General features: G+C 68.6%; 30 protein-coding genes. 15 read left to right on the top strand and 15 right to left on the bottom strand.

Going from position 1 to position 24,805, the window contains the following annotated elements; translation table 11 throughout:
• The first annotated feature begins 27 nt into the window (after nt 1-27).
• Nucleotides 28-345: a WhiB family transcriptional regulator gene (locus ACLARN_RS32335; protein WP_020632155.1), complete on the top strand. Its 318-nt coding sequence runs from the start codon at nt 28-30 to the stop codon at nt 343-345.
• 64 nt (nt 346-409) lie between these two features.
• Here the strand turns inward: ACLARN_RS32335 and ACLARN_RS32330 are convergent, their stop codons facing one another.
• The 4 genes from ACLARN_RS32330 to ACLARN_RS32315 all read right to left on the bottom strand — a co-directional run bounded on the left by ACLARN_RS32330 (nt 410) and on the right by ACLARN_RS32315 (nt 3,901).
• Complete coding sequence (locus tag ACLARN_RS32330) at nt 410-1,540, bottom strand: ArsA family ATPase (protein WP_409495259.1); 1,131 nt, start codon at nt 1,538-1,540, stop codon at nt 410-412.
• Nucleotides 1,540-2,544 (bottom strand): ArsA-related P-loop ATPase, encoded by a 1,005-nt coding sequence (locus tag ACLARN_RS32325; RefSeq protein ID WP_076156037.1) that lies wholly within the window; start codon nt 2,542-2,544, stop codon nt 1,540-1,542. Before ACLARN_RS32325 ends, ACLARN_RS32330 begins: the two co-directional genes overlap by 1 nt.
• 22 nt (nt 2,545-2,566) lie before the next feature.
• The gene (locus ACLARN_RS32320) at nt 2,567-2,815 is read right to left on the bottom strand and encodes a hypothetical protein (protein WP_409495258.1); all 249 of its coding nucleotides are present in this window, start codon (nt 2,813-2,815) and stop codon (nt 2,567-2,569) included.
• A 141-nt stretch (nt 2,816-2,956) separates the two neighbouring features.
• Nucleotides 2,957-3,901, bottom strand: coding sequence for an esterase/lipase family protein (locus tag ACLARN_RS32315; RefSeq protein WP_409495257.1), 945 nt, complete (start codon nt 3,899-3,901; stop codon nt 2,957-2,959).
• A gap of 129 nt (nt 3,902-4,030) precedes the next feature.
• Between ACLARN_RS32315 and ACLARN_RS32310 the strand changes: the two genes are divergently transcribed.
• From ACLARN_RS32310 to ACLARN_RS32280, 7 genes are all read left to right on the top strand, one after another.
• On the top strand, nt 4,031-4,192 hold the full coding sequence (locus tag ACLARN_RS32310; protein ID WP_005166970.1) for a DUF4177 domain-containing protein: 162 nt from the start codon (nt 4,031-4,033) through the stop codon (nt 4,190-4,192).
• Between the two features lie 12 nt (nt 4,193-4,204).
• A complete protein-coding gene (locus ACLARN_RS32305) occupies nt 4,205-4,660 on the top strand; it encodes a RidA family protein (RefSeq protein WP_409495256.1) in 456 nt (151 codons plus the stop codon).
• Nucleotides 4,660-5,289, top strand: coding sequence for a hypothetical protein (locus ACLARN_RS32300; protein ID WP_076156034.1), 630 nt, complete (start codon nt 4,660-4,662; stop codon nt 5,287-5,289). Before ACLARN_RS32305 ends, ACLARN_RS32300 begins: the two co-directional genes overlap by 1 nt.
• Before the next feature lie 38 nt (nt 5,290-5,327).
• A complete protein-coding gene (locus ACLARN_RS32295) occupies nt 5,328-6,491 on the top strand; it encodes a hypothetical protein (protein WP_409495255.1) in 1,164 nt (387 codons plus the stop codon).
• Between the two features lie 87 nt (nt 6,492-6,578).
• Nucleotides 6,579-7,391, top strand: coding sequence for an NUDIX hydrolase (locus ACLARN_RS32290; protein WP_409495254.1), 813 nt, complete (start codon nt 6,579-6,581; stop codon nt 7,389-7,391).
• The gene (locus tag ACLARN_RS32285; protein ID WP_409495253.1) at nt 7,388-8,158 is read left to right on the top strand and encodes an MBL fold metallo-hydrolase; all 771 of its coding nucleotides are present in this window, start codon (nt 7,388-7,390) and stop codon (nt 8,156-8,158) included. Before ACLARN_RS32290 ends, ACLARN_RS32285 begins: the two co-directional genes overlap by 4 nt.
• A complete protein-coding gene (locus tag ACLARN_RS32280) occupies nt 8,155-8,406 on the top strand; it encodes a glutaredoxin domain-containing protein (protein ID WP_409495252.1) in 252 nt (83 codons plus the stop codon). The genes ACLARN_RS32285 and ACLARN_RS32280 overlap by 4 nt, the downstream gene beginning before the upstream one ends.
• A gap of 243 nt (nt 8,407-8,649) precedes the next feature.
• Here ACLARN_RS32280 and dnaN read toward each other — a convergent pair whose 3' ends face one another.
• The 4 genes from dnaN to ACLARN_RS32260 all read right to left on the bottom strand — a co-directional run bounded on the left by dnaN (nt 8,650) and on the right by ACLARN_RS32260 (nt 12,535).
• Nucleotides 8,650-9,714, bottom strand: a complete 1,065-nt coding sequence (gene dnaN, locus ACLARN_RS32275; RefSeq protein ID WP_409495251.1) for a DNA polymerase III subunit beta — start codon at nt 9,712-9,714, stop codon at nt 8,650-8,652.
• Between the two features lie 9 nt (nt 9,715-9,723).
• Nucleotides 9,724-10,986 carry an MFS transporter gene (locus ACLARN_RS32270; protein ID WP_409495317.1) on the bottom strand — a complete coding sequence of 421 codons (1,263 nt, stop codon included), beginning with the start codon at nt 10,984-10,986 and terminating at the stop codon, nt 9,724-9,726.
• Between the two features lie 463 nt (nt 10,987-11,449).
• On the bottom strand, nt 11,450-12,124 hold the full coding sequence (locus tag ACLARN_RS32265; RefSeq protein WP_003081747.1) for a Crp/Fnr family transcriptional regulator: 675 nt from the start codon (nt 12,122-12,124) through the stop codon (nt 11,450-11,452).
• Nucleotides 12,125-12,283: 159 nt separating this feature from the next.
• Nucleotides 12,284-12,535 (bottom strand): hypothetical protein, encoded by a 252-nt coding sequence (locus tag ACLARN_RS32260; protein ID WP_005166943.1) that lies wholly within the window; start codon nt 12,533-12,535, stop codon nt 12,284-12,286.
• Nucleotides 12,536-12,773: 238 nt separating this feature from the next.
• Between ACLARN_RS32260 and nth the strand changes: the two genes are divergently transcribed.
• From nth to ACLARN_RS32240, 4 genes are read left to right on the top strand one after another with little or no spacing between them, the layout of a single operon-like run.
• Nucleotides 12,774-13,457, top strand: coding sequence for an endonuclease III (gene nth, locus ACLARN_RS32255; RefSeq protein WP_409495316.1), 684 nt, complete (start codon nt 12,774-12,776; stop codon nt 13,455-13,457).
• Nucleotides 13,454-14,050: a TlpA family protein disulfide reductase gene (locus ACLARN_RS32250; protein WP_409495250.1), complete on the top strand. Its 597-nt coding sequence runs from the start codon at nt 13,454-13,456 to the stop codon at nt 14,048-14,050. Before nth ends, ACLARN_RS32250 begins: the two co-directional genes overlap by 4 nt.
• A complete protein-coding gene (locus ACLARN_RS32245; RefSeq protein ID WP_409495249.1) occupies nt 14,047-14,754 on the top strand; it encodes an NUDIX hydrolase in 708 nt (235 codons plus the stop codon). Before ACLARN_RS32250 ends, ACLARN_RS32245 begins: the two co-directional genes overlap by 4 nt.
• A 6-nt stretch (nt 14,755-14,760) precedes the next feature.
• Nucleotides 14,761-15,945 (top strand): MarP family serine protease, encoded by a 1,185-nt coding sequence (locus ACLARN_RS32240; RefSeq protein WP_409495248.1) that lies wholly within the window; start codon nt 14,761-14,763, stop codon nt 15,943-15,945.
• 193 nt (nt 15,946-16,138) lie between these two features.
• On the opposite strand, the gene ACLARN_RS32235 is transcribed toward ACLARN_RS32240, so the two are convergent.
• Genes ACLARN_RS32235 through nhaA form a run of 4 tightly spaced genes read right to left on the bottom strand, consistent with a single transcriptional unit; the run spans nt 16,139 to nt 19,226 of the window.
• Nucleotides 16,139-16,555, bottom strand: coding sequence for a DUF1992 domain-containing protein (locus ACLARN_RS32235; protein ID WP_409495247.1), 417 nt, complete (start codon nt 16,553-16,555; stop codon nt 16,139-16,141).
• A complete protein-coding gene (locus ACLARN_RS32230; RefSeq protein WP_409495246.1) occupies nt 16,552-17,475 on the bottom strand; it encodes an alpha/beta fold hydrolase in 924 nt (307 codons plus the stop codon). Before ACLARN_RS32230 ends, ACLARN_RS32235 begins: the two co-directional genes overlap by 4 nt.
• A gap of 11 nt (nt 17,476-17,486) precedes the next feature.
• Entirely contained in the window at nt 17,487-17,972 is a 486-nt protein-coding gene (locus ACLARN_RS32225; protein WP_143252855.1) for a phage holin family protein, read from the bottom strand.
• A gap of 51 nt (nt 17,973-18,023) precedes the next feature.
• A complete protein-coding gene (gene nhaA / locus ACLARN_RS32220) occupies nt 18,024-19,226 on the bottom strand; it encodes a Na+/H+ antiporter NhaA (protein ID WP_409495245.1) in 1,203 nt (400 codons plus the stop codon).
• A gap of 206 nt (nt 19,227-19,432) precedes the next feature.
• On the opposite strand from nhaA, the gene ACLARN_RS32215 reads away from it, so the two are divergent.
• Nucleotides 19,433-20,893, top strand: coding sequence for a peptide MFS transporter (locus ACLARN_RS32215; protein WP_409495244.1), 1,461 nt, complete (start codon nt 19,433-19,435; stop codon nt 20,891-20,893).
• A 99-nt stretch (nt 20,894-20,992) separates the two neighbouring features.
• On the opposite strand, the gene ACLARN_RS32210 is transcribed toward ACLARN_RS32215, so the two are convergent.
• Together ACLARN_RS32210 and ACLARN_RS32205 are read right to left on the bottom strand one after the other, a co-directional pair.
• A complete protein-coding gene (locus ACLARN_RS32210) occupies nt 20,993-21,712 on the bottom strand; it encodes a VIT family protein (protein ID WP_409495243.1) in 720 nt (239 codons plus the stop codon).
• 94 nt (nt 21,713-21,806) lie between these two features.
• Nucleotides 21,807-22,487 carry a DUF2848 domain-containing protein gene (locus ACLARN_RS32205; RefSeq protein ID WP_409495242.1) on the bottom strand — a complete coding sequence of 227 codons (681 nt, stop codon included), beginning with the start codon at nt 22,485-22,487 and terminating at the stop codon, nt 21,807-21,809.
• A 108-nt stretch (nt 22,488-22,595) separates the two neighbouring features.
• Between ACLARN_RS32205 and ACLARN_RS32200 the strand changes: the two genes are divergently transcribed.
• On the top strand, nt 22,596-23,900 hold the full coding sequence (locus ACLARN_RS32200; protein WP_409495241.1) for an MFS transporter: 1,305 nt from the start codon (nt 22,596-22,598) through the stop codon (nt 23,898-23,900).
• Between the two features lie 26 nt (nt 23,901-23,926).
• A complete protein-coding gene (locus tag ACLARN_RS32195; RefSeq protein ID WP_409495240.1) occupies nt 23,927-24,247 on the top strand; it encodes a cupin domain-containing protein in 321 nt (106 codons plus the stop codon).
• Between the two features lie 57 nt (nt 24,248-24,304).
• Here the strand turns inward: ACLARN_RS32195 and ACLARN_RS32190 are convergent, their stop codons facing one another.
• The gene (locus ACLARN_RS32190; RefSeq protein WP_409495239.1) at nt 24,305-24,805 is read right to left on the bottom strand and encodes a DUF6319 family protein; all 501 of its coding nucleotides are present in this window, start codon (nt 24,803-24,805) and stop codon (nt 24,305-24,307) included.

Below are 24,805 nucleotides of genomic sequence, written 5' to 3'. Positions count from 1 at the left end.
CGAACACCAGGGTAGGGAGCTGGGGGTATGGAAACCAACCAGTCGAGCTGGCGGGTCAACGCGTCGTGCCGCGACACCGATCCGGACGGTTTGTTCGTCCGGGGGGCCGAGCAGAACCGGGCAAAGGCGGTCTGTCTTGGCTGCCCGGTCCGGACGGAATGCCTCGCCGAAGCGCTCGATGGCCGGATCAACTTCGGCATCTGGGGAGGTATGACCGAACGGGAACGGCGGGCGCTGCTGAGGCGGCGGCCGGACGTGACCAGCTGGGCAGATCTGCTTGAAGCGGCGAAACGCAGTTTCACCGGGATCGACGAAGAAGAAGACGTACGCGTCCGAGTCTCGTGATCAGGAATCCGTGGAGGACCCCCTTCCCTGAGTCCAAGGTAGGGAAGGAGTCCTTCACGGACTTTCAGGACTGGGTGGCCAACCTGGTTCCGATGTCGCGCAGGCCTTCGAGATCGTGCACGTCACTGGGGAGCGCGGGCACCCGCACCAGCGGGACCTCGGGATGAGCCCGCGTGAACCTGGCGAGCAGCCGCGTCTCTCGTTCGGCCAGCGCGACCCGGTCCGCGTGCAGGCGGAGGACGGCCTCGGCCAGCGGTGCGCTGGTCTCGCTCTTCGCCAGCTGCTCGGCGGCCGCGACGGCCTCCGGGCCGGTCAACGCCGCGAGCACCGGATGCGTCCGGTTCGCGACCAGCCCGGCCAGCGGCATGCTCTCTTCCGAAAGCCGCTCCACGAAGTAGGACGCCTCGCGCAGCGCGTCCGGCTCCGGCGCGGCTATCACGAGGAAAGAAGTGCCGCCGGACCGCAGCAGCTCGGAGGTCTTGCGCGCGCGTTCGCGGAAACCGCCGAACATGCTGTCGAAGGCCTGCATGAACGCCGAAGCGTCGGTCAGCAGCTGGCCGCCGATGATCGTCGAGACGGCCTTCGCGAACATCGAGAAGCCGGCGTTGACGACCTTGCGCAAGCCCCAGCCGCCCGCCTTCGCGGGGCCGGTGAGCAGCCGGATCATCCGGCCGTCGAGCGCGCTGGAGAGCCGCGTCGGCGCGTCGAGGAAGTCCAGCGCGGACCGGCTCGGCGGCGTGTCGACGATGATCAGGTCCCACTCGTCGGTGGCCGCGAGCTGCCCGAGCTTCTCCATCGCCATGTACTCCTGCGTACCGGAGAACGACGTGGAAATGGTCTGGTAGAAGGGGTTCTGCAGCAGCTGTTCGGCACGTTCCGGGCCGGCGTGCACCCGCACCATGTCGTCGAACGTGCGGCGCATGTCGAGCATCATCGCCCAGAGTTCACCCTTGGGCTCGAAGCCTTCGACCTGCACCTGTTTCGGGTGATTGCCCAGTTCACGCAGGCCGAGCGCCTGCGCCAGCCGCCGCGCCGGGTCGATGGTGAGCACCACCGTCTGCCGCCCGCGTTCGGCCGCGCGCAACGCCAGCGCCGCCGCGGTGGTCGTCTTGCCGACCCCGCCGGACCCACAACAGACGATGACCCGGCTCTCCGGATCGTCGATGAGCCTGTCGATCTCCAGGACGTCCGACATCAGCGCACCCCCTGCTCGGTCAGTGCTTCGGCGAGGTCGTAGAGCGCCGCGACGTCGACGCCGTCGGTCAGGTCCGGCAGCTCCAGCCCCGGCAGGTCCGCTTCGGCCAGCTGCTCGCGGGCTCGTTGCTCGGCCGCGACCCGGACGGCGTGCTCGACGGTCTCTTCGACCAGCGCGTCGAGGGTGCCCTCAGGCAGGTTCAGCCCGGCCGACGCGAGCCCGGCGCGGACCCGCGAGGCGTCGACGCGGCCGTCGGCTGCGGCGGTCACCGAACGCGCGGGCAGCCGCGGCGGGCGGACCCGGTTGACCAGGACCGCGCCGGGGCGCAGATCCGCACCGTCGAGTTCGGCCACCGCCTCGACGGTTTCCCGCACCGGCATCTCTTCGAGCAGCGTCACCAGGTGAATGGCGGTCTCGCCGGAATGCAGCAGGCGGACGACGCCGTCGGCCTGGCCGCGGATCGGGCCGGTCTTGGCGAGGTCGGTGAGTGCCTTGGTGACGTCGAGGAACTTCACCACCCGGCCGGTGGGCGGCGAGTCGACGACGACGGCGTCATAGGTGTGGCGGCCGTCGGATTCGGTCCGGCCGACGCATTCCTTGATCTTCCCGGTGAGTAGGACGTCGCGAAGGCCCGGCGCGAGTGTGGTCGCGAACTCGATCGCGCCCATCCGCCGCAGCGTCCGCCCGGCGAAGCCGAGGTTGTAGAACATTTCGAAGTACTCGAGGAGTGCGGCTTCGACGTCGATGTGCAGCGCGCGCAGCTCGCCACCGCCGGGAACGGCCGCGATGCGCTGCTCCGCGTACGGCAGCGGCTCGGTGTCGAAGAGCTGGGCGATGCCCTGGCGGCCTTCGACCTCGATCAGCAGCACGCGGCGCCCGCCCTTGGCGAGCGCGAGGCCCAGCGAGGCGGCGAGCGTGGTCTTGCCCGTCCCGCCCTTGCCGGTGACGAAATGCAGCCGTGCTCTCGCGAGTTCGTCGGTCCAGCCGGCAAGGGGAGTGCTCACCGGTCCCACCCTAATTGAGTGGTCAGCTCGCCAGCATCATGACGCCGAGCGCAGCCGCGACCAGTCCGACGATGACCCAGGTCAGAGCCGCGGGCAGGATCGTGAGCATCACCACACCGAGCAGCAGGAGTACCACGAACGCCACCGCACCGGTGACGGCGACCGTCCCCGAGCTGTCCGTGCGGTCTCGGGCCTTCGCCATCAGGACCAGCACCAGCGGCAGCCCGGCCACGGCGAGCAGGACGGTCGCGACGATGCGCCAGGTCTCCACCGGCCCACCGTAACTGTCCGGCGTGATCAGACGGCGATCACGCGTGATCGCGCGGCGATCTCACGTGATCAGACGGACATCAACCAGATCGCCGTCTGATCACGCGTGATCGCCGCGCAATCACGTGAGATCGCCGCGGGGTCAGCTTCCGATGGGGGTCGCGGGCACGCACGGGACGGGCTTCGCGTGCGCCGGGTCGAGCGCGTTGAGGACGTGCCCCGCGGCGTTGCGGTCGGCGGCGACCCCGGCGTGCTCGGCCAGGTCCAGCAGGCAGCCGTCCTGCAGGACGATGTTCTTCACGTTCTTTCCCTTCCCGAGCCCGCTCGTGTACGGGACGACGGCTTCGTCGTAGCGGGTCAGGATGTTCGTGTACGTCACGCCCGGCTGGAAAATGCCGTTGCCCGCGCGCAGGTTCGTGAGGAATTCCGAGCCGCGCAGGAACTGGCGGCACGATCCGCAGGCGGGGTCGAGGATGCCGTTGAAGCCGGGGCTGAGGCCCAGTGCGACGGCGAGCGCGTACAGATGCGAGGCGCCGAACAGGGTCGTGCCGTCCCACAGCGGGGTCAGGCTGACGTACTTGTCCACTTTGGACGCCCCGCCGAGGAACTTCACGTAATAAGAAGGCATCAGCGTTCCCTCGGAGTGCCCGAGGATGTCCACCTTGGACGCTCCGGTCGCGCCGAGCACCTTGTCGACGAAGGCCGACAGTTCCTTCGCGCTCTGTTCCATCGGCAGGAGTCCGCCGGGCTGGTAGATCGGCAGCGGTTTCCCTGGCACTCCGTACGTCAGGGAGAAGACGCAGTACCCGTTGTTCTTGAGCAGCGGGCCGAACGTCTGCCAGTTCACCGTCTGGTTGGCGCCGAGGCCATGCGTCAGCACGACCGGGTTCGGATGGGACGCGCTCGGGCGGCAGCCGAAGTCGTTCGACCCGGGCGGCGGGCCACCGGGGTTCGCCGCCTGCGCGGGCAGGGCCGCGGCGAGTGTCCACGGAACGGGAAGTTTTTCGTCCGCGTTCGCCGGGGAGGTACCCATCAAGACCAGGACCGCGGCCAGGCAGGCGGCGGCAAGGGACTTCGTTGTCCGCATGTCAACGTCCTATCTACTCGCGAGTAGGTGTGAAGTGAACCACATCGGCGGGAAATCGGCGAACCGGTCGCGAGAGGGTTTCGCGGATGTGTGTCGGGCGGGGTTGCCGGTTTGGCTACGCTCCCGGACATGAGCGCCACCAAGTGGGAGTACGCGACCGTCCCCCTGTTGATCCACGCCACCAAGCAGATCCTCGACCAGTGGGGCGAGGACGGCTGGGAGCTCGTCACCGTGCTCCCGAACCCGACCGGCGAGCAGCACGTCGCCTACCTCAAACGAGCCAAGAACTAGGGGATTGAAGCCATGACCTGGAGCGATCGACTCGCCGAGCTCGGTATCGAACTGCCAGGCGTCGCCGCCCCGCTGGCGGCTTACGTGCCCGCCGTCCGCACCGGCTCGTACGTCTACACGTCCGGGCAGCTGCCCTTCGTCAAGGGTGAGCTCGAAGCGACCGGCAAGGTCGGCGCCGAGGTCAGCCCCGAGAAGGCGAAGCAGTACGCCAGGACTTCGATCCTCAACGCGCTCGCCGCGGTCGACTCGATCGTCGGGATCGACAACGTCGCGCGCGTGGTCAAGGTCGTCGGGTTCGTGGCCTCCGCGGAGGGCTTCACCGGTCAGCCCGCGGTGATCAACGGGGCGTCCGAGCTGCTCGGCGAGATCTTCGGCGAGGCGGGCATCCACGCCCGCTCGGCCGTCGGGGTCGCCGAGCTGCCGATCGGGGCGCCGGTCGAGATCGAACTGATCGTGGAGGTGAAGTGATGGACCCGGATATCGAGAAGTCCTCGCACGAGCTTCTGCTCCGGCTGGCCGGACGGCTGCCGGACCAGCTCCTGTGGCGGTTCCGCGACTGGCTGGGCGAAGGCGCGATGGGCACGCTCGCGCGGACCCTGCCCAGGTCTTTGCTTAAGCACAGGATCGACCTGGACCAAACCGAGTATCGCCTGCTAGTCGCCGGGCTCATTCCTCACGGGGCCGACTGGCATCAGGTGAGTTCCACCCTGGGGGTAGACGACGTCACCGAGACCAGGTACACATTCACGCAGAGTGCGCCCGAATGGGTGAACTCCGTCGACTCTGTGTCCGTATTGATCCACGCGACGTTGCGGGGACGGCCGGATGTGGGTGAAGTGCGGCAAAGCTGGCGACACCTCGGTGTGGTCGGCGAGGGTGGGGCGAAACGAGTCCTCTTGGTCACGGCGCTCAACGGGCTGCCGAGGCTGACCGGCGAACTGCAACGCGTCCTGCGCGTGCTCGGTGACGAGGAGCCCGGCGTCGAGGTTCTCCCGCCGAGCATCGACCTCACCGGCTATCACCGCGCCGCACTCGCCAACTCCGAGCTGGTCTGTGTGGGCGCGGTGGACACCGGAAGTCGGCTGGTCGCCGCTTAACGCTCGCACCACCAGGCGAGCCGGGAGGGAGCAGAGCAATGGTGGAGGTCCACGACGGCCCGCCCATGGACGGGTTCTCGGTGCCCCTGCGCCTGCACAACCTGTTACTGGCCTTGGCGGGTCGTATCGACGACAGTGCTTTGACCGAAGCGCGTGAGCTGATCGCGCGTGCGCACATCGATGAAGCGGTGGAGCTCACCACCGGCACCCTGATCGCGGGGAAGATCCCGGTGAGCTCGTCCGAACAGCGTGAACTCGCGCTCGTCCTCGAGATGAGCCGGTCCGACGCCACGCTGGCGAACGACCTGCTCGTCGAGGAGGACGAGTCGGTGCTCACCCACCGGTTCACCGGTGAGAACACGCCCGAATTCGGCCTCGCCGAGGCGCTCGACCGCACCCTCCAGGTGCTGCCGGACGTCCGTTCGGTGCACGCGGTGTGGCGGAACACGCCCGCCGGCAGCGTGCCCGGCGCGCTGCCGCAGCGGGTCGTCCTGGTCGAGATCGGCCCGGAGGGCAACCCGCCCGCGGTCGCGTTCCGCGTGGACACCGCGCTTCGCCGCGCGGGTATCCGCTCGGTCGTCGAGGTCGCGGGACCCGGCGTCGCGCGGTCCGCGTACCACCAGGCCGCGTCGTCGGCCGCGAGTCCTGTCTGGGTCACCGGGAGTACCCATTCCAGTGACTTTCGGTCAGAGCCGGTGACTCCGCCGCCCGCTCCCGCCCCGGCTCCCGAGCCGGTCAAGGAGCAGCCGAGCAGGCACGGGCTGCGGCCGGTCGGCAGCGGCGGTCACGAACCGATCGAGCCGATCGCACCCATCGCACCGGTGGTGCCGATCGTGCAGCAGGCACCCGCACCGGTGTCACCGGCGCCGTCGTCGGCTTCGGAGCAGGCGCCGCCGCGCAAGTCGCGGGCGGAGACCCGCGCCGAGCGCACGGCTGACCTGACCCCGGCCGAGGTGGCGCAGCTGCGCCAGGCGCTCAAGGAGGACCCCGAAAAGGGCCGCGAGATCGCCACGGGCAAGCCGAGCATGCACGAGGTCGTCGAGCTGCCCGCTCTCGACCTCGACGACCCCAGCCTGAGCGAGCGCGACCGTGCGCTACTGCGCGAGCTGCACGCCGAGCTCGCCGAACGGGAGCGCGCCGAAGCGGCGAAGATCCGGCTGAACGGTGCTTCGCGCAGCAGCGGCTCGAGCTGGTCTTCGTAAGCCCTACGCGATTCGGCACCTGGTTGCGGTAGTTGCACGCGCAACGATCGCAACCAGGTGCCGAATCGCGATGTTAGGTTGCGTGGTGTGGCTGAAGAACTGACATTCGACATCCCGGTGGGGGTCGGGGTGGGCACCCGCGCCAACGCCGACGGCGAGCCGGTGACACCCAAGGACGCGGCGACCGTGATCCTCCTCCGCGACGGCGCGCAAGGGGTCGAGGTCTTCCTGCAACATCGGGTGAAGGGCATGCCGTTCGCGGGCGGGATGACCGTTTTCCCCGGTGGTGGCGTGGATTCCCGCGATGTCGACGCCTCGGTCAGCTGGGCGGGCCCGAGGCCCGCTTGGTGGGCGGAGCGCTTCGGATGCGACGAATCGCTGGCCCGCGCCCTGGTGTGCGCGGCCGTGCGGGAGACGTTCGAGGAGTCGGGCGTGCTGCTCGCGAGCCTTGGGGACACCGTCGTCACCGACACGACGCCGTACCACGACGCCCGCGAAAAGCTGGTCTCGCGCGAACTCTCGCTCGCCGCGTTCCTCGAAGCGAACGGCCTGACCCTGCGCGCGGATCTCTTGCACCCGTGGGCGAACTGGGTCACCCCGCCCCAGGAACCGCGCCGCTACGACACCTGCTTCTTCGTCGCCGTGCTGCCCGAGGGGCAACAGGCGGACAGCGCCACCTCCGAGGCCGTCAGCTCCGGCTGGCAGCGGCCGGAGGAAGCGATCGCCGACGCCAAGGAAGGGCGCCGCATGCTCATGCCACCGACCTGGATCACGCTCGCGGAACTGGGCGATTTCGACGCGGCGGCCGCGGCCAAGGCCGTCGAGCGCGAGATCGTGAAGATCATGCCGACGCTGGTGCGCGACGGCGACAAGGTCCGCGTCGTGCTGGACCCGGCGTGAGCGCCCCCGCGTACGGCGTGCTGCGCCAGGTCACGCCGACGGCTTCTGTGCTGCTGGAGCACAATCCGTCGTCGATGACGTTGGAGGGCACGAATTCCTGGGTGCTGCACGGATCCGGTGCGGCCGGTTCCGTGGTCGTCGACCCCGGTCACGAGGACATCGAACACCTGACGTTGCTGGCGGAAACCGGCGCCGTCGAGCTGATCGTCCTGACCCACCACCACCCCGACCACGCCGAGGGCGCGCCCTGGTTCGCCGAGCGCGTCGGGGCTCCGGTGCGGGCCTTCGACGAGTCGCTGTGCATCGGTGGCAAGTCCCTTGTGGACGGTGAGGTGATCGAGGCGGGCGGCGTTCGGCTGTCGGTGCTGCACACACCCGGCCACACCGGCGACTCGATCTGCCTGGTGTCCGACGGGCAGATCCTGACCGGTGACACCATCCTCGGCCGCGGGACGACCGTGCTGCACGACCTCGGTGACTACTTGCGCTCGCTGCGGAAACTGATCGAGCTTCCCGACGGCACCACCGGTCTGCCGGGACACGGCCCCGAACTGCCCGACCTGGCCGCCACCGCGCGCGAATACCTGGCGCACCGGGAAGAACGGCTGAACCAGGTGCGTTCGGCACTGAAGGTGCTCGGCGCGGACGCCACCCCGCGCCAGGTGGTCGAGGTCGTCTACGCCGACGTCGACAAGGCTTTGTGGGCGCCCGCCGAGTGGAGTGTGCGGGCGCAGTTGGACTACCTGAGGTCGGAGGACGGCGAATGAGTGACGTCGAGGTCGAGTTCTACTGGCGCCCCGGATGCGGGTTCTGCGCCGCGCTGGAGCGGCCGCTGTCGAAGAGCGGTTTCAAGGTGAAGGCGGTCAACATCTGGGAGGACCCGGACGCGGCCGCGCGGGTGCGCTCGGTGGCGAACGGGAACGAGGTCGTGCCGACGGTTTTCGTGGGCTCGAAGGCGATGGTGAACCCTTCGTTCGCGGAGATCGAGGCCGCGGTGAAGGCCGCTTCGGCCTAGGTCGCTGGCAGCTGAAGTACATGAAGGCCCCCTTCCTTGCTCCTAGCGCAAGGAAGGGGGCCTTCATGTACTGGCGGCCGCTGTTGGCGCATGCGTGCGGGCTCCAGCACGGGGAGCGGGTGCCGCGAAAGCCACTTTCGCGACGTCTGATGTCCCCAAAGTGGCTTTCGCGACACCCTCCGCCTACGGACGTCGAGAGGGTGACAGGTCTCGTAGGCAGGTCGCCCCCCCGGAGGGCCGATGTCAGCGCGGCAGCATCGGCATCACGTAGTAGGTCAGGTCCACATCCCCGGGCTCAACCGCGCGGATGACACAGGCCCGCATCCCGGGCTGGATGCCGAGCCGCACCCGTTCCCCGGCGAATCCTTGCAGCGCGTCCAAGAGATACCGCGCCTGGAACGAGGGTGACGTCCGGCCGCCGGAAACCTCGGCCTTCAAGGTCTCTTCGGCTTCGCCGGTGTCCTGCTTCGAACTGGCCAGCCGCAGATGCGAGTCGCCGACCTCCAGCGTCAGCACCCGGCGCTCGTCCGCGTAGACGCCGACCCGGCGCACGGCGGCGGCCAGCGCGTCGGCGGAGACCTCGACCGTCGTGTCCACAGTGGACGCCTCGATCAGCTTCTCCGACAGGAATCCCGCGTCGAGTACGGCGGTGGTGACGGTGACGCCTGCCCAGCTCAGCCCGAACCGGGTGCCGTCGCCGTGCAGGCCGACGGTGCCGCGCGCCTGCTTCGCCGTCTCGGCCAGCAGGCCCGCCGGGACGAGTGCGTCGATCGGCTCGCCTTCGGAGCGCAGCGGCAGGGTGGCGACGGCCATCCGGTACCGGTCGGACGCGGTCAGCCGCAGTTCGCGGCTGAAGCTCTGCACGCGGACGCCGGTGAACATCGGCAGCGCGTCGTCCTTGGCCGCCGTGCCCGCGACGGTGCGCAACGCCGTCACCAGTGCGGCACCGTCCACTTCGGACACTTTGGGCGGCATCTCCGAGAGCTGGAGTTCGCGGCTCAGCAACGGCAGCGCGAACCGGCCGCCTTCGACCCGCACGGCCAGCCTCGAACCCTCGACGACCAGGCGCACCAAGTCGTCGTCGAGCATGCGCAGCGTCTCCGCGAGTGGCCCCGCCGGGACCAGGACCTCGCCGTCGGTGTGGACGACGGCGTCACTGGTCAGGCGGACCGCTCGTTCGCTGTCGTTGCCGCCGACGGTCAGGCCGTCGCGGCCGGCGCGCAGGAGCAGACCGGAGCGCGCCGAGAGCAGTCGTGCGGCGGCGGAAACGGCGGACGAGAGGGAGCGGGTGGCGGCAGTCAGGTCCATGCCCGCAAGCTAGCGGGCGGCACCGACAAGTTCGGGGGCTTCGGTGACGGCTCCGGACGGCTGAGGGCGGAAGGTGCCGCGCAGCAGCCAGACCACCACGGCGAGCGCGAACCCGACGACACCGGCGGCGAGGAACGCGGCTTCGTGACCCGCGTGCTCGACGAGGTAGCCGCTGATCGACTGGCCGAACGCGAGACCGAGGGTCACCGAGGTGAGGACCCAGCCGAACGCCTCGGCCGCCGTGCCCTTCGGCGCGGCGATCTCGATGGCCGCCGAGTGCGTCGTCGACTGCGGTGTGATGAGCGCGCCCGCGGCGAGCATGGCGAGCGCGAGGCCCCAGAGCGACCCCGGTAGCGCGAGCAGCGCCACCAGCGCGCCGAATCCGGCCAGCAGCACCGGCAGTCGCAGGCCCATCTGCCGCGGCCACGGGCGCAGGCTGTACGCGACGCCGAACGCGACCGAACTGACCGACCACGCCGAAAGCAGCAGTCCGCCGATCGACGTGTTCCCGGCTTCCGCGGCGGCCGCCGGGACGGCGACCTCGACGAACCCGATCACGGCGCCGAAGCCCAGCGCGGCGATCGCGAGGGTGCGCATCCCGGGGCTGGCCAGCGCGCCGAGCAGTTTGCCGCCCGCCGACGGCGCCGGTCCCCAGGCCCGCACGGTCGGGTTCAGCGCGAACAGCACCGCGCCCGCGATCATGGTCACCGCGCCGGTCACGATGCCGGTGCCCGCCCACGGCGCGGCGATCAGTAGCCCGGCGAATCCCGGACCGAGGATGAAGAAGACCTCCATGCTGATGGCTTCGTACGAGAACGCGGCGTTCCGCGTCGGCCCGGCGGGCAGGAGCCGTGTCCACAGCGCCCGCGAGGCCGAGCCGACCATCGGCTCGGTGATCCCGGTGCCGAAGGCGAGCGGGACCAGCGCGAGCGTCGGCGCGTGCGCCTCGATCGCGAACACCAGCCCGGTCATCGCCAGCGCGAAGAGCACCGTGGTCGTCAACAGCGGCCGCGTCGGCCCGAAGCGGTCGATGAGCCGCCCCTGCACGACCGCGCCGACGGAGACGCCGACCAGCGACCCGGCCGACACCAGGCCGGCCGAGGCGAAGGAGCCCGTCTCACGCTGGACGTAGAGCAGCGCGGAAATGCCGATCATGGCGATCGGCAGGCGGGCGAGCAAGGACGCGATGACCGCCCCGCGGGATCCGGGCGCGGTCAGCGCGGCGCGGTAGTCGGCGAGGGAGGTGCGGTGGCTCTCGGCGGAAGCGGACACAGACTGGGACACGCGTACCAGTATGAACTACTTTGGTACGCGAGTACCAGTTCTATGGCGGTAAGTTTGGTCACCACCGGATTCGGGTACTACGCGCGTTAAGGTGCCCCGGTTCATCACGATCGGGTAACAGTCGGCCCATTCTGAGTCATTCGGGGCAACAAATCGACGCAGATGGCGTCCTTGAGAGTGAAAGAACTTGAGTTCACGGCCGAAGGCCGTGGATGGTTGTACGACAACACACAATCTCCCAGCTCCCTCCGGTGTACGGGTCGGGGCCTTGTTTCCGGAGGGCGGGGAGCGCGGATCGTCGGGGGATGGTCCGCGCACAGCGAAGAGCCGGTGCGCCACGTCGGGGGTGGCGCCCGGCTCTTCGTTGTCTCTGGAACGCGATTCGGCACCTGGTTGCGGTCCTTGCGTGTGCAAGTACCGCAACCAGGTTCCGAATCGCGTGCTGGTGGGGCTAGCGGGCGCGGCGGGCCAAGCGCTCCGGGTCCAGGATCAGGACGCTCTTGCCCTCGAGTCGCAGCCAGCCACGGTGCGCGAAGTCGGCGAGAGCCTTGTTGACGGTCTCGCGCGAAGCGCCGACGTACTGGGCGATCTCTTCCTGCGTCAGGTCGTGGGTGACCCGCAGCAGACCGGCCTCCTGGCTGCCGAACCGCTGCGCGAGCTGCAGCAGCGCCCTGGCGACACGGCCGGGGACGTCGGTGAAGATCAGCTCGGCGACCATGTTGTTCGTGCGGCGCAGCCTACGGGCGACCACGCGCAGTAACTGCTCGGCGATCTCCGGGCGGGTGGAGATCCACTGCCGCAGCGCCGGGCGGTCCATCGTCACCGCGCGGACCTCGGTCACGGTCGTCGCGCTGGACGTCCGCGGGCCGGGGTCGAAAATGGACAGCTCGCCGAACATGTCGGACGGGCCGAAGATGCCGAGCAGGTTCTCGCGGCCGTCCGGTGACTTGCGGCCGATCTTCACCTTGCCGGACTGGATGATGTAAAGCTTGTCGCCGGGTTCACCCTCGTTGAAGATGACATGCCCGCGAGGAAACTCCACGGATTCCAAGGTCTGTGCCAGCGCCTCGGCGGCTGCCGGCTCAACACCCTGGAAAATGCCCGCTCGGGCCAGGGTTTCGTCCACCTCGGGTGCCTCCTCATCGAGATACGACGTCGATCCCCCACTGCCGGGGACCCGTGTCGCCGCTCACTTTTGCGTCAGTCTAGGTCGTGCGCGCGAGATCGCTCGTCGGCACGCCGCAGGCGCGTCCGTACCGGGAACGATCTCGCTCGAACGTGGAGCCTAACTCCGTACGCGTCGCGCGCGAAGCCTGGCCGCCTTCCCGCCCAGCCTGCGCAGCCGGAACAGCTCGAGCGCGCGCCCGATTCCGTGCCCGTAAAGTGCCCGGACCTCGTTGGGCTGCGCCTGCTCGAGGAACTCCTCGACTTCGTTCTCCTGCACCGCGACGTGCTTGAGCCTGGTCTCCACGCGTTCCATGAACAGCGCGAAGAACATGATCACCAAGGGAACGAGGATGACGAACCAGACGGTCATGCGCCCTGCCCCGGGAATTCCGAAAAATTGTGCATTACTCCAGATCCTCGCTCATGGCGTCCTCGATCGAAGCGCCGAGGTGGTGCTCTGGCGTGTCGGCCGTCGACCGGCGGGTGCTCCCCACTGGCTCGTCCGATGGCGCCCGTAGGCTATCGGGGTGCCTCCTGCCCTCACCAATGCCCCCCAAGCGGGGGGTAAGGGTGAAAGCCGGCTCGCATTGGTGAGACGCGCCAGGCGGATGAAGCGTTGCCTCGACGACGAGTTCCCGGACGCGCACTGCGAGCTTGACTTCACCACTCCGCTCGAACTGCTGGTCGCGGTCGTGCTGTCGGCGCAGACCACCGACGTCCGCGTGAATCAGGTCACGCCCGCGCTCTTCGCGCGCTATCGAACCGCCGCCGACTACGCCGGTGCCGATCGCGCCGAACTCGAGGAGTACCTCCGGTCGACGGGATTCTTCCGCGCCAAGGCGAACTCGGTGATGGGCCTCGGTGCCGCACTGGTGGAGCGCTACGGCGGCGAGGTGCCCGGCAAGCTGAAGGACCTCGTCACGCTGCCCGGTGTCGGCCGTAAGACGGCCAACGTCGTGCTCGGTGACGCCTTCGGGGTGCCCGGGATCACCGTCGACACCCATTTCGGCCGCCTGGTCCGCCGCTGGGGCTGGACCGAGGAGGAAGACCCGGTCAAGGTCGAGCACGCCATCGGCGAACTGATCCCGCGCAAGGAGTGGACGCTCCTCTCGCACCGGACGATCTTCCACGGCCGCCGCGTCTGCCACGCCCGCAAACCCGCCTGCGGCGCCTGTCCGCTGGCCAAGATGTGCCCCTCGTTCGGAACCGGCCCGACAGGGTTCGAAGAGGCCGCGAAGCTGGTCAAGGGCGAGGAACGCGAGCACATCCTCGATCTGGCGGCGCGCCGGTGACCAGAGTCACCAAGCTGGCTCTCGGCGCCGCCGTGCTGGTGGTGGCCTTGATCGTCGCGTTGCTCACGACTCGTGACGGCGACGGGCCGGTCAAGACTTCCGGCGATCTCACGGCCGCCCGCGCGAAGGCAGCTCTCAGCGCGTGTCCGCCGCCCGGACCGGGTGAGGTGGCGAAGCTGCGCGGGGTCGACGTCGAATGCCTCGGCGACGGCTCCCGGGTCGACCTCGCCAGGGTGCTTTCCGGCGGTCCCGTGCTGGTCAACCTGTGGGCTTCGTGGTGCCAGCCGTGCCGCGCCGAACTGCCGTTACTCCAGGAGTACGCCGAGCAGCCGGGCGCCGCGCGGGTGCTTCTCGTCCAGGTCGCGAGTTCCGGGGCCGACGGGCTGGCGATGCTGGCCGAACTGGGTGTCCGGCTGCCGTCCGTGTTCGACGGTGACGGGCAGTCAGGGCCGGTGCGGACGGCACTGAAGGTCCCTCCCTCCCTTCCCGCGACGTACCTGGTCACGGCGGCCGGGGACGTCCGGCTCATCGAGAACCCACGCGTTTTCCTGAACACTGACCAGGTGCGCGCCGCTGTGGAAGGGACACCATGACCGGCCCTCTCGTGGATCCGGAGGCCGTGCCCGCCTGGTTGCAACCGCTGGTCAAGATCAGCGGAGACGTCGGCGCGGACACCTTCAGCCGGTTCAGCGTCCCGCCGGACGCCAGTTACCGGCCGGCGTCGGTCCTGATGCTCTTCGGCGAGGGTCCGCAGGGGCCGGACGTCCTGCTCCAGCGCCGCGCCGACACCCTCGGCTCGCACGCCGGTCAGGTCTCCTTCCCCGGCGGGGGCGCCGAGCCCGGTGACGACGGGCCGGTCGGTACCGCGCTGCGCGAGGCGGAGGAGGAGACCGGCGTGGTGCCCTCCGGCGTGCTGCCGGTGGCGATCTTCCCCGAACTGTTCGTGCCGGTGTCCGGATTCGCCGTGACGCCAGTGCTCGCCTACTGGCGGACGTCGTCCCCGGTGCACGCGGTCGACCCCGGCGAGACGGCGGCGGTGGCAAGGGTGCCGGTCGCCGAACTCACCGACCCGGCCAACCGGTTCCAGGTCAAACGCGAGGGTTTCGGCTGGAAGGGCCCCGCGTTCGACGTCGGCGGGCTGTTCGTCTGGGGCTTCACGGGCGGCCTGCTGGCGATGACGCTGTCGCTCGGCGGCTGGGAACGCGACTGGGACCACGGCGACGTCCGGGAGCTTGACGTAGCGTTGGCCGAACATCAGGCGCGGGTCGACGGGCGGCAAGTGCCGGAGAAGGAGTAGGCGCCGGTGAACTGGGTTGACGTACTGGTGATCCTGCTCGCGCTGCTGGCGGGCGTGTCCGGCGCGTTCCAGGGGGTGATCATCGCGCTGCCTTCGCTGGTCGGGGTGGTGCTGGGCGCGCTCGCGGGGATCAAGATCGCGCCGCTGGTCGTCGAACTTTTCGAGCATCCGGCGGCGAAGGTCGCCTTCGCGGTGGCCACCGTGGTGTTCCTGGTCGCGCTCGGCGAGACCTTCGGCGTCTGGACCGGGCGGAGACTGCGGCAGAAAATCAACCCGGACAAGCTTTCCGGTGTCGACAAGACCCTCGGCGCGGTGGTGCAGGCCGCCGTCGTGTTCGTGGTCGCGTGGCTGATCGCGACGCCGCTCACGGCGGTCTCCGGAGTGCCGGGACTGGCGAAGTCGATCAACAGCTCGGTCGTGCTCGGCGGCGTCAACGACGTCATGCCGGAGGCGGCCCAAGGCTTCCCGAGCGAACTGCGGAAACTGCTCGACGCGTCCGGCTTCCCGTCCATTGTGGACCCGTTCCAGAAGCCGAACGTCCAGGACACGAGCCCGCCGGACACCGCGTTGCAGGCGACGCAGATCGTCAAGCAGGTGCACGGCAGTGTAGTGAAGATCCGCGGCAATGCGATCTCGTGCTCGCGGGCGCTGGAGGGCAGCGGTTTCGTCATCGCGCCGCAGCGGGTGATGACGAACGCGCACGTCGTCGCGGGCACCGACGAGGTCGCCATCGAGTCGACTTCGGGCAAGTTCGCGGCACGCGTCGTCTACTTCGATCCGGAGGCCGACGTCGCCGTGCTCGCGGTGCCGCGGTTGCAGGCGCCGGTGCTCCCCTTCAAACAGCAGGTCGCGCGGGCGGGCGACGACGCGATCGTGCTCGGCTACCCGCTCGACGGCCCGTACACCGCGACGTCCGCCAGAGTGCGCGGCCGGATCAACCTGCGGGGACCGGACATCTACGAGTCCAACACCGTGCAGCGGGACGTGTTCACCGTGCGCGGGCAGGTCCGCAGCGGTAACTCGGGCGGGCCGATGATCAACCCCGACGGCGAGGTCATCGGGGTCGTGTTCGGTGCGGCCGTCGAGGATCCCGAGACGGGCTTCACACTGACGTCGGAGCAGGTGAGGCCGGTGGTGGACACGGCTTCGTCGCTGAGCGCGAACACGTCGACCGGCCCCTGCGCGAGCTAGCCCTTTCACTGCCGCGCGCGTGAGATGAACGGGACTTTCCTTGCAAAATTTGAGATGAAAGCCCCGTTCATCTCATCCGGAGCTTGAGTTTTCCCTTCAGCTCTCCGCGTCCCGGGGTGCGAAACGTGCTATGAAGGACGCTTTCATAGCAAAATTTGCAATGAAAGCGTCCTTCATAGCGCGCGAGGGGGGATCAGCGGTCCGGTGAGAGGCCCTGCCGCCAAGAAGCCACGGTCTCCTCGACGTCCAAAGGCCGCGCCCGCAGCACCGGCCCGCCCGCGGGGCGCCGGTGCTCCGTGCGGATCCGTTCGTTCAGGTCCTCGGCGATCTCCCGCACCCGCGCCTCCCGGCGCACGCGGGCGAGCGTGTCCGGCAGGTCGTCGAGTTCCTTGGCGATCGCCAAGGACGGCGGCAGCAGCGCGGAAACGTCGTGCCCTTCGCCGCGGACCTTGTTCACCACCCAGGCCAGCGCCGTGTCCTTGCCGTCGGTCTTCAGCAGCGGTTTCCCCGCGCCGGGCAGGTCGTCGAAGTCGCCCTTCGCCTGCGCGGCACTGATCTGCCGGTCCACCCAGGACTCGAACGAGACGCCCGTCGGTTTGCGCTCGGTCATGCTTCCAAGATACGGAGGAAGTCCACCAGTGCGGCCGAAGTGCGCTCCGGGGCCTCCAGGTGCGGGAAGTGCCCGATGCCGGGCCAGCGTTCGAGTCGCGCGTCCGGGGCCCAGCGGCGTGACGCGGCCGCGGTGTCCGGCAGGACGCACAGGTCGTCCTCGCCGTGCAGTTGCAGGACTCGGGCGGCGTAGCGGCCTCGCAGTGCTTCGCCGAACCGGCGGCCTTCGCCGCGGAACTGCGCGCGGAAGGCCCATCGGTAGTACTCGAGCGCGCTGTGCGGAACCCCCGGCACGAGCATCGCCTGCCGGAATGTCCGCACGGTTTCGGCGAAGTTCGAAGTATCCGTCCATTGTGGACCAGACCAGGCGCGGAACAGCTCCTCGACGGCGAGCGCGTCGTCCTTGACCAGCCATTTCTCCGGCGCCATCGGCAACTGGAAGCGGAACAGATGCCCGGAAGCCCGCAGCTGTCCCGGCCGCCGGACGGCCCGGCGCAACGCCAGCGGATGCGCGCCGCCCAGCACAGTCACCGAGGAGACCAGCCGGGGGTGCAGCGCGCCCACCGTCCACGCGAGCATGCCGCCCCAGGCATGTCCGACGAGGTGGGCCTTGCGGACGCCGAGCGACTTGATCAGCCCGCCGACGTCGCCCGCGAGCGTCCAGGCGTCGTAGCCGCGCGGGGGTTTGTCCGAATCGCCGTACCCGCGCAGATCCACCGCGACCGCGCGGAAACCGGCGTCGGCGAGCGCGGTCAGCTGGTGGTGCCAGGTCCACCAGAACTCGGCGAACCCGTGCAGCAGCAGGACCACCGGCCCTTCGCCGAGTTCGGCGACGTGCAGCCGGATGCCGTTCGCCGAGACGTCACGATGGGTCCACGGGCCGTCGATCCGGACGATCGACGGGTCCGGTGTCGCCTGCACCGCTCGAAAACTCAGTCTTGGTCTTCGGCGTCGTGCCGCTTGAACGCGGCGGCCGTGTCCTTGAAGCTGTTGATCGTGCGCTCCGGCGCCCGGATCTTCTTCACCTTGAGGTAGCCGAGGAAGCCCGCGACCGCGGTCGAGACGAGCATCAGCCCGAACACGATCAGGAACGCCGCCCAGCGCTGCAGGAACTCCGACAGCAGTTCGCCGAGGAAGAAAAAGAAGAAGAACGAGCTGTACAGCCCGATGACCAGCGCGACAAGGAAGAAGATGGCGCCCTTGACGCCCTTCTTCGCTTCCGCGACGACCTCGGACTTCGCCAGTTCGACCTCGGCGCGGATCAGCGTCGAAACGTGCTGTGTGGCATCGCCGACGAGCTTCCCGAGGGACTGCTCGCTCGCTACCACGTCGTCATCGCTCGACAGGGGGAGGTAGGGCACGGCCCCCACGCCGTCGGGGCCGGTGCGTTCGTGCTTGGGGCTGCTCACACCGGTCATCGTGCCACGTGCCCTCATCCCGGGCGCGGCGGACCGGCGAGTGTCGCCTTCTCAATCTTCGCGCGCGTGCACGCGGCTGCGGTGCACGAGCATCGCGGCGGCCGAAAGCGAGGCGATGGCCGACGCGATCAGCACCGCCGCCTTCACCAGTTCGACGGATTCCCCGTCGAGCGCGAGGTCCGCGATCAGCAGGCTCACGGTGAACCCGACGCCGCCGAGCATCGACAGCGCGCCGATGTCCCGCCAGCCCATCCCCCTGGGTTTCTCCGCGAGCTTGAACTTCACCGCGAGCAGGCTGGCGCCGAAGATCCCGATCAGCTTCCCGCCGACCAGCCCGATCAGCACGGCCAGCGGCAATGCCGTGGTGAAGACCGCGCCGAGCGATTCGCCGTCCACTTTGATCCCGGCCGCGAACAACGCGAACAACGGCACCGCGACCGCGGCCGACCACGGCTGCAACCGGTGCTCGAGCCGGATCGCCGGCGCGTGCTCCTCGCCCTTGTCGGCGCGGACGCGGGTGAGCAGGCCGAGCGCGACGCCGGCGATGGTGGCGTGGACGCCCGCCGAATGCACCGCGACCCAGGTGATCAGGGCCAGCGGCACGTAGATCCAGGCGCTGCGGACACGGCGGTGCTGCAAGTACGCGTACAGCGCGAGAGCGGCGACGGCGACGCCCGCGGCGACGAGGTCGAACTTCGCGGTGAACAGGATCGCGATGATGAGGATCGCGCCGAGGTCGTCGACCACCGCCAGGGAGAGCAGGAAGACTCGCGCGCTGCTCGGCAGGTTGGACGCCGTGATGGCGAGCACGCCCAGCGCGAAGGCGATGTCCGTGGCGACCGGGATGGCCCACGCGCGGTCGATCCCCGGCGTCCCCCAGCCGACGGCGAGCGCGACCAGGGCGGGGACGATCATGCCGCCGATCGCGGCGACCACCGGCAGCACGGCCTGTTTGAACCGGGACAGTTCACCGACCACGAGTTCGCGTTTGAGTTCGAGTCCCGCGACGAAGAAGAACAGCGCGAGCAGCCCGTCTTTGGCCCAATCGCCGATCGTCAGATTCAGGTGGAGGAATTCGGGGCCGAGCCGGAAATCGCGGATCGCGCGGTAAAAGTCGTCGATGGGTGAATTCGCCCAAAGCAAGGCGATGGCGGTGGCCCCGAGCAGGATCAGCCCACCGGTGGTCTCGGTGCGGAGATAACGGGCGAAGTCGGCGACGACGGCTTTCGCGGGACGGCTGGGGCCGGTTGTCACGGCATCCTCCGGTTTCGGCAACACGAATACTGTTGCCGACCAGACTTCCCGGCGCACCTTGACGTGATTTTAATACTTCGAGCTGCGGAAATCTCGCGTTCATGACGGTTGCCACAAGCCTCATCCGGACGTCGGTGTCCCGTCCACATGCTGGGCTTCTAGCATGTCAACTGAAAACCGACAACGATGTCTTCGATAAGGACGGCATGGTGAGTACCTCTACCGAGGTCCAGCAAGACACGAGGTTCTTCGGGCACCCACGAGGGCTGGCGAACCTCTTCGGCGTCGAGATGTGGGAGCGATTCTCGTACTACGGGATGCTCGGCATCCTCCCCATCTACCTCTACTACGAAGTCAGTCAAGGCGGCCTGGCGCTGCCGAAGGCCTCCGCGCTCGGCATCGTCGGCGCGTACGGCGGCATGGTCTACCTGTCGGCCGTGATCGGCGCCTGGGTCGCGGACCGCGTACTCGGCTCCGAACGGACGCTGTTCTACAGCGCGATCCTGATCATGATCGGCCACATCAGCCTCGCCGTGCTCCCGGGCCTGGCGGGGATCGGCGTGGGTCTCTTCTGCGTCGCCGTCGGCAGTGGCGGGCTGAAGTCCAACGCCACGGCCATCGTCGGGACGCTGTACGCGCCAGACGACGAGCGCCGCGACGGCGGTTTCACGATTTTCTACATGGGCGTGAACGTCGGTGGCTTCATCGGACCGCTGCTGACCGGGCTCGTGCAGAGCGAGATCGGCTTCCACGTCGGCTTCGGGCTCGCCGCGTTCGGCATGGCGCTCGGCCTGATCCAGTACACGATCGGCCGCAAGAACCTCGGCGAGAAGGCGAGCGAGATCCCCAACCCGCTGCCCGCGTCGCAGCGTCCGCTGGTCTTCGTGGGCACCGCGGTGGGTGTCGCGGCCATCGTGGCGCTCGTGGTGTTCGGCGTGATCAACCCGGCGAACCTGGTCGACGTCGTCGTCGGTACCGTCGCGGTCATCTCGGTGATCTACTTCGTGGTGATCATCAGCAGCAAGAAGATCACCTCCGACGAACGTAGCCGGGTGTACTCGTTCATCCCGATGTTCATCGCGAGCGCGGCCTTCTGGTCGTTGTACCAGCAGCAGTTCACCGTCGTCGCGGCCTACACCGACGAGCGACTGAACCGGACCGTCTTCGGCTGGGAGATGCCGGTGGCGTGGGTCAACTCGATCAACCCGGTGTTCGTCATCGTGTTCGCGCCGGTGGTCGCGGCGATCTGGACGAAACTCGGCTCGAAGCAGCCGTCCTCGCCGATCAAGTTCGTGCTCGGCACGGCCATCATGGGCGCGGCGTTCCTGCTGTTCCTCCCGATGGTCGGCAGCGGCAAGAACGCGAGCCCGCTGCTCGCGCTGGCCGGCATCCTGTTCGTGTTCACCATGGCGGAACTGATGCTTTCGCCGGTCGGCCTCTCGCTGTCGACCAAACTCGCGCCGGACGCGTTCCGGACGCAGATGGTGGCGCTGAACTTCCTGTCCATCTCACTCGGTACCGCGCTGTCCGGGAAGCTCGCCGAATACTACTCGGTGGACGACGAAGCACCGTACTTCAGCATCGTCGGCGGAGTGGCCATTGTGGTCGGTGTGGCGCTCCTGCTGGCGACGCCGATGATCCGCAAGCTGATGAAGGGCGTTCACTAGACGCTCTTCGTGACGCACTGACGAGTGATCCTCGGACGTGCGATGAAAGGCCCCTTCATCGCAAATTTTGCGATGAAGGGGCCTTTCATCGCACTGGGGCTATCCCACTGTCGTCCCGAAGAGCACACCGACGTAGTAGGTCACCAGCATCGTCAGCGCGCCGACACCGACGTTCCGCGCGATCGCGCGACCGACCCGGGCGTCGCCGAGTTTCGCGCTCAGGAACCCGGTCAGCACCAGCCCGACCACGACCGCCGACGCGCATGCCCAGACCCGCGTCGAGGTCGGCGTCCACACGATCGCCAGCAGCGGAAGCAGGGCGCCGACGGTGAACGCCACCAGTGAAGCCCACGCCGCCTGCCAAGGGCTCGTCAAATTGTCCGGATCGATGCCGAGTTCGGCCTCGGCGTGCGCTTGCAGCGCGTCCTTTTCGGTCAGTTCGCGGGCGACCTCGGCGGCGAGTTCCGGGGAAAGCCCTTTCGACTCGTAGATTTCCGCGAGTTCCCGTTCTTCGGCTTCTGGCATCTCTTTCAGTTCGCGCTTTTCCAGCCGCAACTGCGCGCGTTCGGTATCACGCTGGGTGCTCACCGAGACGTATTCGCCGCCCGCCATCGAAAGCGCGCCCGCGACCAGTCCCGCGATTCCCGCGGTCGCGATCGCGGTGGAGTCGGTGGTCGCGCCCGCGACACCGACCACGATGCCCGCCACCGAGACGATCCCGTCGTTCGCGCCGAGGACCCCGGCACGCAACCAGTTCAGCTTTCCGCCGAGGTCCTCGTGTGGTTCGTGCGGATGTGCGGTCGATACGGTATCGGTCACCGTTTCAGTGAAACACGAAGAACGGTTTCAGGCGAGAGGAAACCGTTTCAGTTAATTGAGGCAAGCCTTATTCATTATTGCCTTACCTAAGTCTTCAGCCGATCGGTTCGGGCAGCCGCCGCACGCGGTAGGCGAGTTCGATCGTCTCGCCGGTCGCCGGGTCGCCCAGTTCCACGCGCCAGGAATCGGCGAACTGGTCGACGCCGTGCACCATCGGGATCGTCCCCGAGATCAGCACGGTGCCCGGAGCGTGCAGGCCGCGTTCGCGCAGCACGTCCAGCCAGTACGACGGCGGCAGCAGTTCCGCGAGTTTTCCTTGCTGGATCAGGGTTTCCCCGGCCCAGGCGGACAACGTGAGGTCGTCGAGCCGGTCCTGGACGTCGACGAGACGCCAGGCCTTGGCGGCGAGGACGTCGGGGCCGGCGTTCTTACTCCACGCGACGCCGTGTGCCTCCAGCGCCCGGTCGGTGTGGTCGCAGGCGGCGGTCAGGAGGACGTCCTCGGGCGCGGGGCCGGTGATGACGATGGCCCACTCGGCCTCGCCGGAGGTCCGCTCGTGCTGCACGGGGACCTCGCCGGTCTGCCTCGCCAGGTACGGCGCGACCGGGTAGAGCGCCGGGATCACCGAGGGCGCGGGGACGCCGAGTTCGGCCAGTTCGGCCACGTGGGCGGCGACGTCTTCCTGGCTGCGACCGGCGTATCCGGCGTTCAGCAGCGTGTGGACCTCGGTCCGCCGCTCCTGGCCGTCGGGAAGGGTGAAACGCAGCTCAGGCATCTTTCCTCCGAGATTGGGGGTTGCGCATACAGCTTGTATACAAGGAGTATATCCGCAATTCAACCCCTCCCGGCGGGGTTGAGGACCTCGAACTGACGGGATGTGGACATGACCTCACCAGCCGGTGACCGGCGCTCGCTGCACAAGGCCTTCGCGGCCAGCCTCTCGGGAACAGCGCTCGAGTGGTACGACTTCGCGGCCTACTCGGTGGCGGCCGCGACGATCTTCGGGCACCTCTTCTTCCCCTCGGAGGACCAGCTCGCGAGCACGATGGCGGCGTTCTCCACCTACGCCGTCGGCTATCTCGCCCGGCCGCTCGGCGGGTTCCTCTTCGGCCGCCTCGGCGACGTGCTCGGCCGCAAGCGGATCCTGGTCATGACGCTCGTGCTCACCGGTGTCGCGACGTTCCTCATCGGACTCCTGCCGACGTACGAGACCATCGGCGGCTTCGCGGCCGTCCTGCTCGTGTTGCTGCGATTCGCGCAGGGTGTGGGCATCGGCGGCGAATGGGGTGGCGCCGTCCTGCTGTCGAGTGAGTTCGGGGACCCGAACAAACGCGGGTTCTGGGCGTCGGCCGCGCAGATCGGCCCGCCCGCGGGCAACCTGCTCGCCAACGGCGTCCTCGCCGTCCTCGCCGCGCTGCTCACCGAGGACCAGTTCAACAGCTGGGGCTGGCGGATCGCGTTCCTGTTGTCGGGCGCGCTGGTCGGTTTCGGACTGTGGATCCGGCTCAAACTGGAGGAAACGCCGGTCTTCAAACAGATCCAGGAGCGCGGCGAGCGTTCGTCGGCGCCGATCTCGGAGGTCTTCCACACGGAACGCCGCGCGCTGATCGCGGCCGTGCTGATCCGCGTCTGCCCGGACGTGCTGTACGCGCTGTTCACCGTCTTCGTCCTCACCTACGTCACCACGCACACCGACCTCTCGCGCGGCGCCGGACTGGCCGCGGTGATGATCGGTTCGGCGTTCCAGCTGTTCCTGATGCCGCTGTTCGGCGCGCTCTCCGACCGGGTCTCGCGGCGCAAGATGTACCTGGTCGCGACCATCGCCGCCGGGATCTGGCCGTTCGTGTTCTTCCCGATGGTCAGCGGTGGTTCGTTCTTCATGCTGGTGACCGGCATCGTGCTCGCGCTGGTGATCCACGCCGCGTTGTACGGGCCACAGGCCGCGCTCGTCACCGAACAGTTCTCGCCGCGCCTGCGCTACACCGGCAGTTCGCTCGCCTACACCCTCGCCGGAGTCATCGGCGGGGCGCCGGCGCCGCTGCTGCTGACCGCGCTGCTCGCCGGCTACGGCACCTGGATCGCGATCGGCGTGTACCTGCTCGCGACGGCGGTCGTCAGCATCATCGGCGTCGTCCTCGCCCGTGACCCGGATCGTGAAGAGGAAGCGGCGCTGGAGACCGCGCGATGAGCTGGCAGCCGACGTCCTGGGCTCCAATGTCTACAGTGGAGGGTCAGCGGCTGATCGGCGGGCAGGGCCGGTTCCGGACGCTCGCCACGGCGGAAGGTGGTCTGGCGTACGAGATCTTCTATCCGGCCGGTGTCGCGTCGCCCGTGCACAGCCACGATCACGACAGCATCGTGTACCTGTTTTCGGGATCACTGCGCGGCACACTCGACGGGCGGGACGTGAAACTGGAAGCAGGCGAGACCATCGTCCATCCACGCGGTGTCCCGCACAGCGTCGAGGCCATTGTGGACAGTCAGTGGGTCGAGTTCAAGACGCCGCTGCCGGGACGGCCGCCGATCGGCGGGTAAAAAGAAACCGGGGCGGACACTGAAGTTCCAGCGTCCGCCCCGGTCGGGAGGAAAGTCTTACGCGTCCAGCTCGGCCAGAGCCAGCTTCGCCTTCTCCAGCTCGGCTTCGAGCTGGGCGACCTTCGCGGCCTGAAGCTCGCGGGCCGCGTTGATGACCTCATCGATCGGGCCCGACAGGTCCGAGTGCAGCTCCTTGGCGGCACGGGACACGGCGGCGGCCGGGATCTCCAGGCCCTTCGCGACCCACTTGCTGCCGTTCTTGAGCTCGGCCTGCCACTCGCCGTCGGCGGTGCCGGTGACCGTGAGGATCAGCTCGACGGTGCGGGTCTTCTTCGCCGTCGTGGCGACCTTCGGGCGGCCACGCTTGGGCTTGGGGGACTCCGCCGTGGCTTCGGCGGGGGTTTCCGTCTTGTCCTCGGCCGGGGCGTCCCCGGCCTCGGTGGCCGTCGCGTTCTCGGCCGTCTCGGTGGACTCTGCCTGCGGCTTCGAGTCGACGGGCGCTTCAGTAGCCGCTTCTTCGGACACGGCGTCAGTGCGTGTCAAGGCATCCACGGTCAT

The sequence above is a fragment of the Amycolatopsis sp. cmx-11-12 genome (genome assembly GCF_046269425.1).
Taxonomy (GTDB): domain Bacteria; phylum Actinomycetota; class Actinomycetes; order Mycobacteriales; family Pseudonocardiaceae; genus Amycolatopsis.
This window is presented reverse-complemented; position numbering and strand designations above follow the sequence as displayed.

Coding starts and splice junctions, on each gene's coding strand:
- ACLARN_RS32205 (WP_409495242.1), bottom strand. CDS start 22,487: ATGCCTGAGCTGCGTTTCACCCTTCCCGACGGCCAGGAGCGGCGGACC.
- ACLARN_RS32295 (WP_409495255.1), top strand. CDS start 5,328: ATGGTGGAGGTCCACGACGGCCCGCCCATGGACGGGTTCTCGGTGCCC.
- ACLARN_RS32235 (WP_409495247.1), bottom strand. CDS start 16,555: ATGACCGAGCGCAAACCGACGGGCGTCTCGTTCGAGTCCTGGGTGGAC.
- ACLARN_RS32280 (WP_409495252.1), top strand. CDS start 8,155: ATGAGTGACGTCGAGGTCGAGTTCTACTGGCGCCCCGGATGCGGGTTC.
- ACLARN_RS32225 (WP_143252855.1), bottom strand. CDS start 17,972: ATGACCGGTGTGAGCAGCCCCAAGCACGAACGCACCGGCCCCGACGGC.
- ACLARN_RS32200 (WP_409495241.1), top strand. CDS start 22,596: ATGACCTCACCAGCCGGTGACCGGCGCTCGCTGCACAAGGCCTTCGCG.
- nth (WP_409495316.1), top strand. CDS start 12,774: ATGAAGCGTTGCCTCGACGACGAGTTCCCGGACGCGCACTGCGAGCTT.
- ACLARN_RS32330 (WP_409495259.1), bottom strand. CDS start 1,540: ATGTCGGACGTCCTGGAGATCGACAGGCTCATCGACGATCCGGAGAGC.
- ACLARN_RS32300 (WP_076156034.1), top strand. CDS start 4,660: ATGGACCCGGATATCGAGAAGTCCTCGCACGAGCTTCTGCTCCGGCTG.
- dnaN (WP_409495251.1), bottom strand. CDS start 9,714: ATGGACCTGACTGCCGCCACCCGCTCCCTCTCGTCCGCCGTTTCCGCC.
- ACLARN_RS32245 (WP_409495249.1), top strand. CDS start 14,047: ATGACCGGCCCTCTCGTGGATCCGGAGGCCGTGCCCGCCTGGTTGCAA.
- ACLARN_RS32305 (WP_409495256.1), top strand. CDS start 4,205: ATGACCTGGAGCGATCGACTCGCCGAGCTCGGTATCGAACTGCCAGGC.
- ACLARN_RS32315 (WP_409495257.1), bottom strand. CDS start 3,901: ATGCGGACAACGAAGTCCCTTGCCGCCGCCTGCCTGGCCGCGGTCCTG.
- ACLARN_RS32195 (WP_409495240.1), top strand. CDS start 23,927: ATGTCTACAGTGGAGGGTCAGCGGCTGATCGGCGGGCAGGGCCGGTTC.
- ACLARN_RS32335 (WP_020632155.1), top strand. CDS start 28: ATGGAAACCAACCAGTCGAGCTGGCGGGTCAACGCGTCGTGCCGCGAC.
- ACLARN_RS32260 (WP_005166943.1), bottom strand. CDS start 12,535: ATGACCGTCTGGTTCGTCATCCTCGTTCCCTTGGTGATCATGTTCTTC.
- ACLARN_RS32215 (WP_409495244.1), top strand. CDS start 19,433: ATGGTGAGTACCTCTACCGAGGTCCAGCAAGACACGAGGTTCTTCGGG.
- ACLARN_RS32310 (WP_005166970.1), top strand. CDS start 4,031: ATGAGCGCCACCAAGTGGGAGTACGCGACCGTCCCCCTGTTGATCCAC.
- ACLARN_RS32190 (WP_409495239.1), bottom strand. CDS start 24,805: ATGACCGTGGATGCCTTGACACGCACTGACGCCGTGTCCGAAGAAGCG.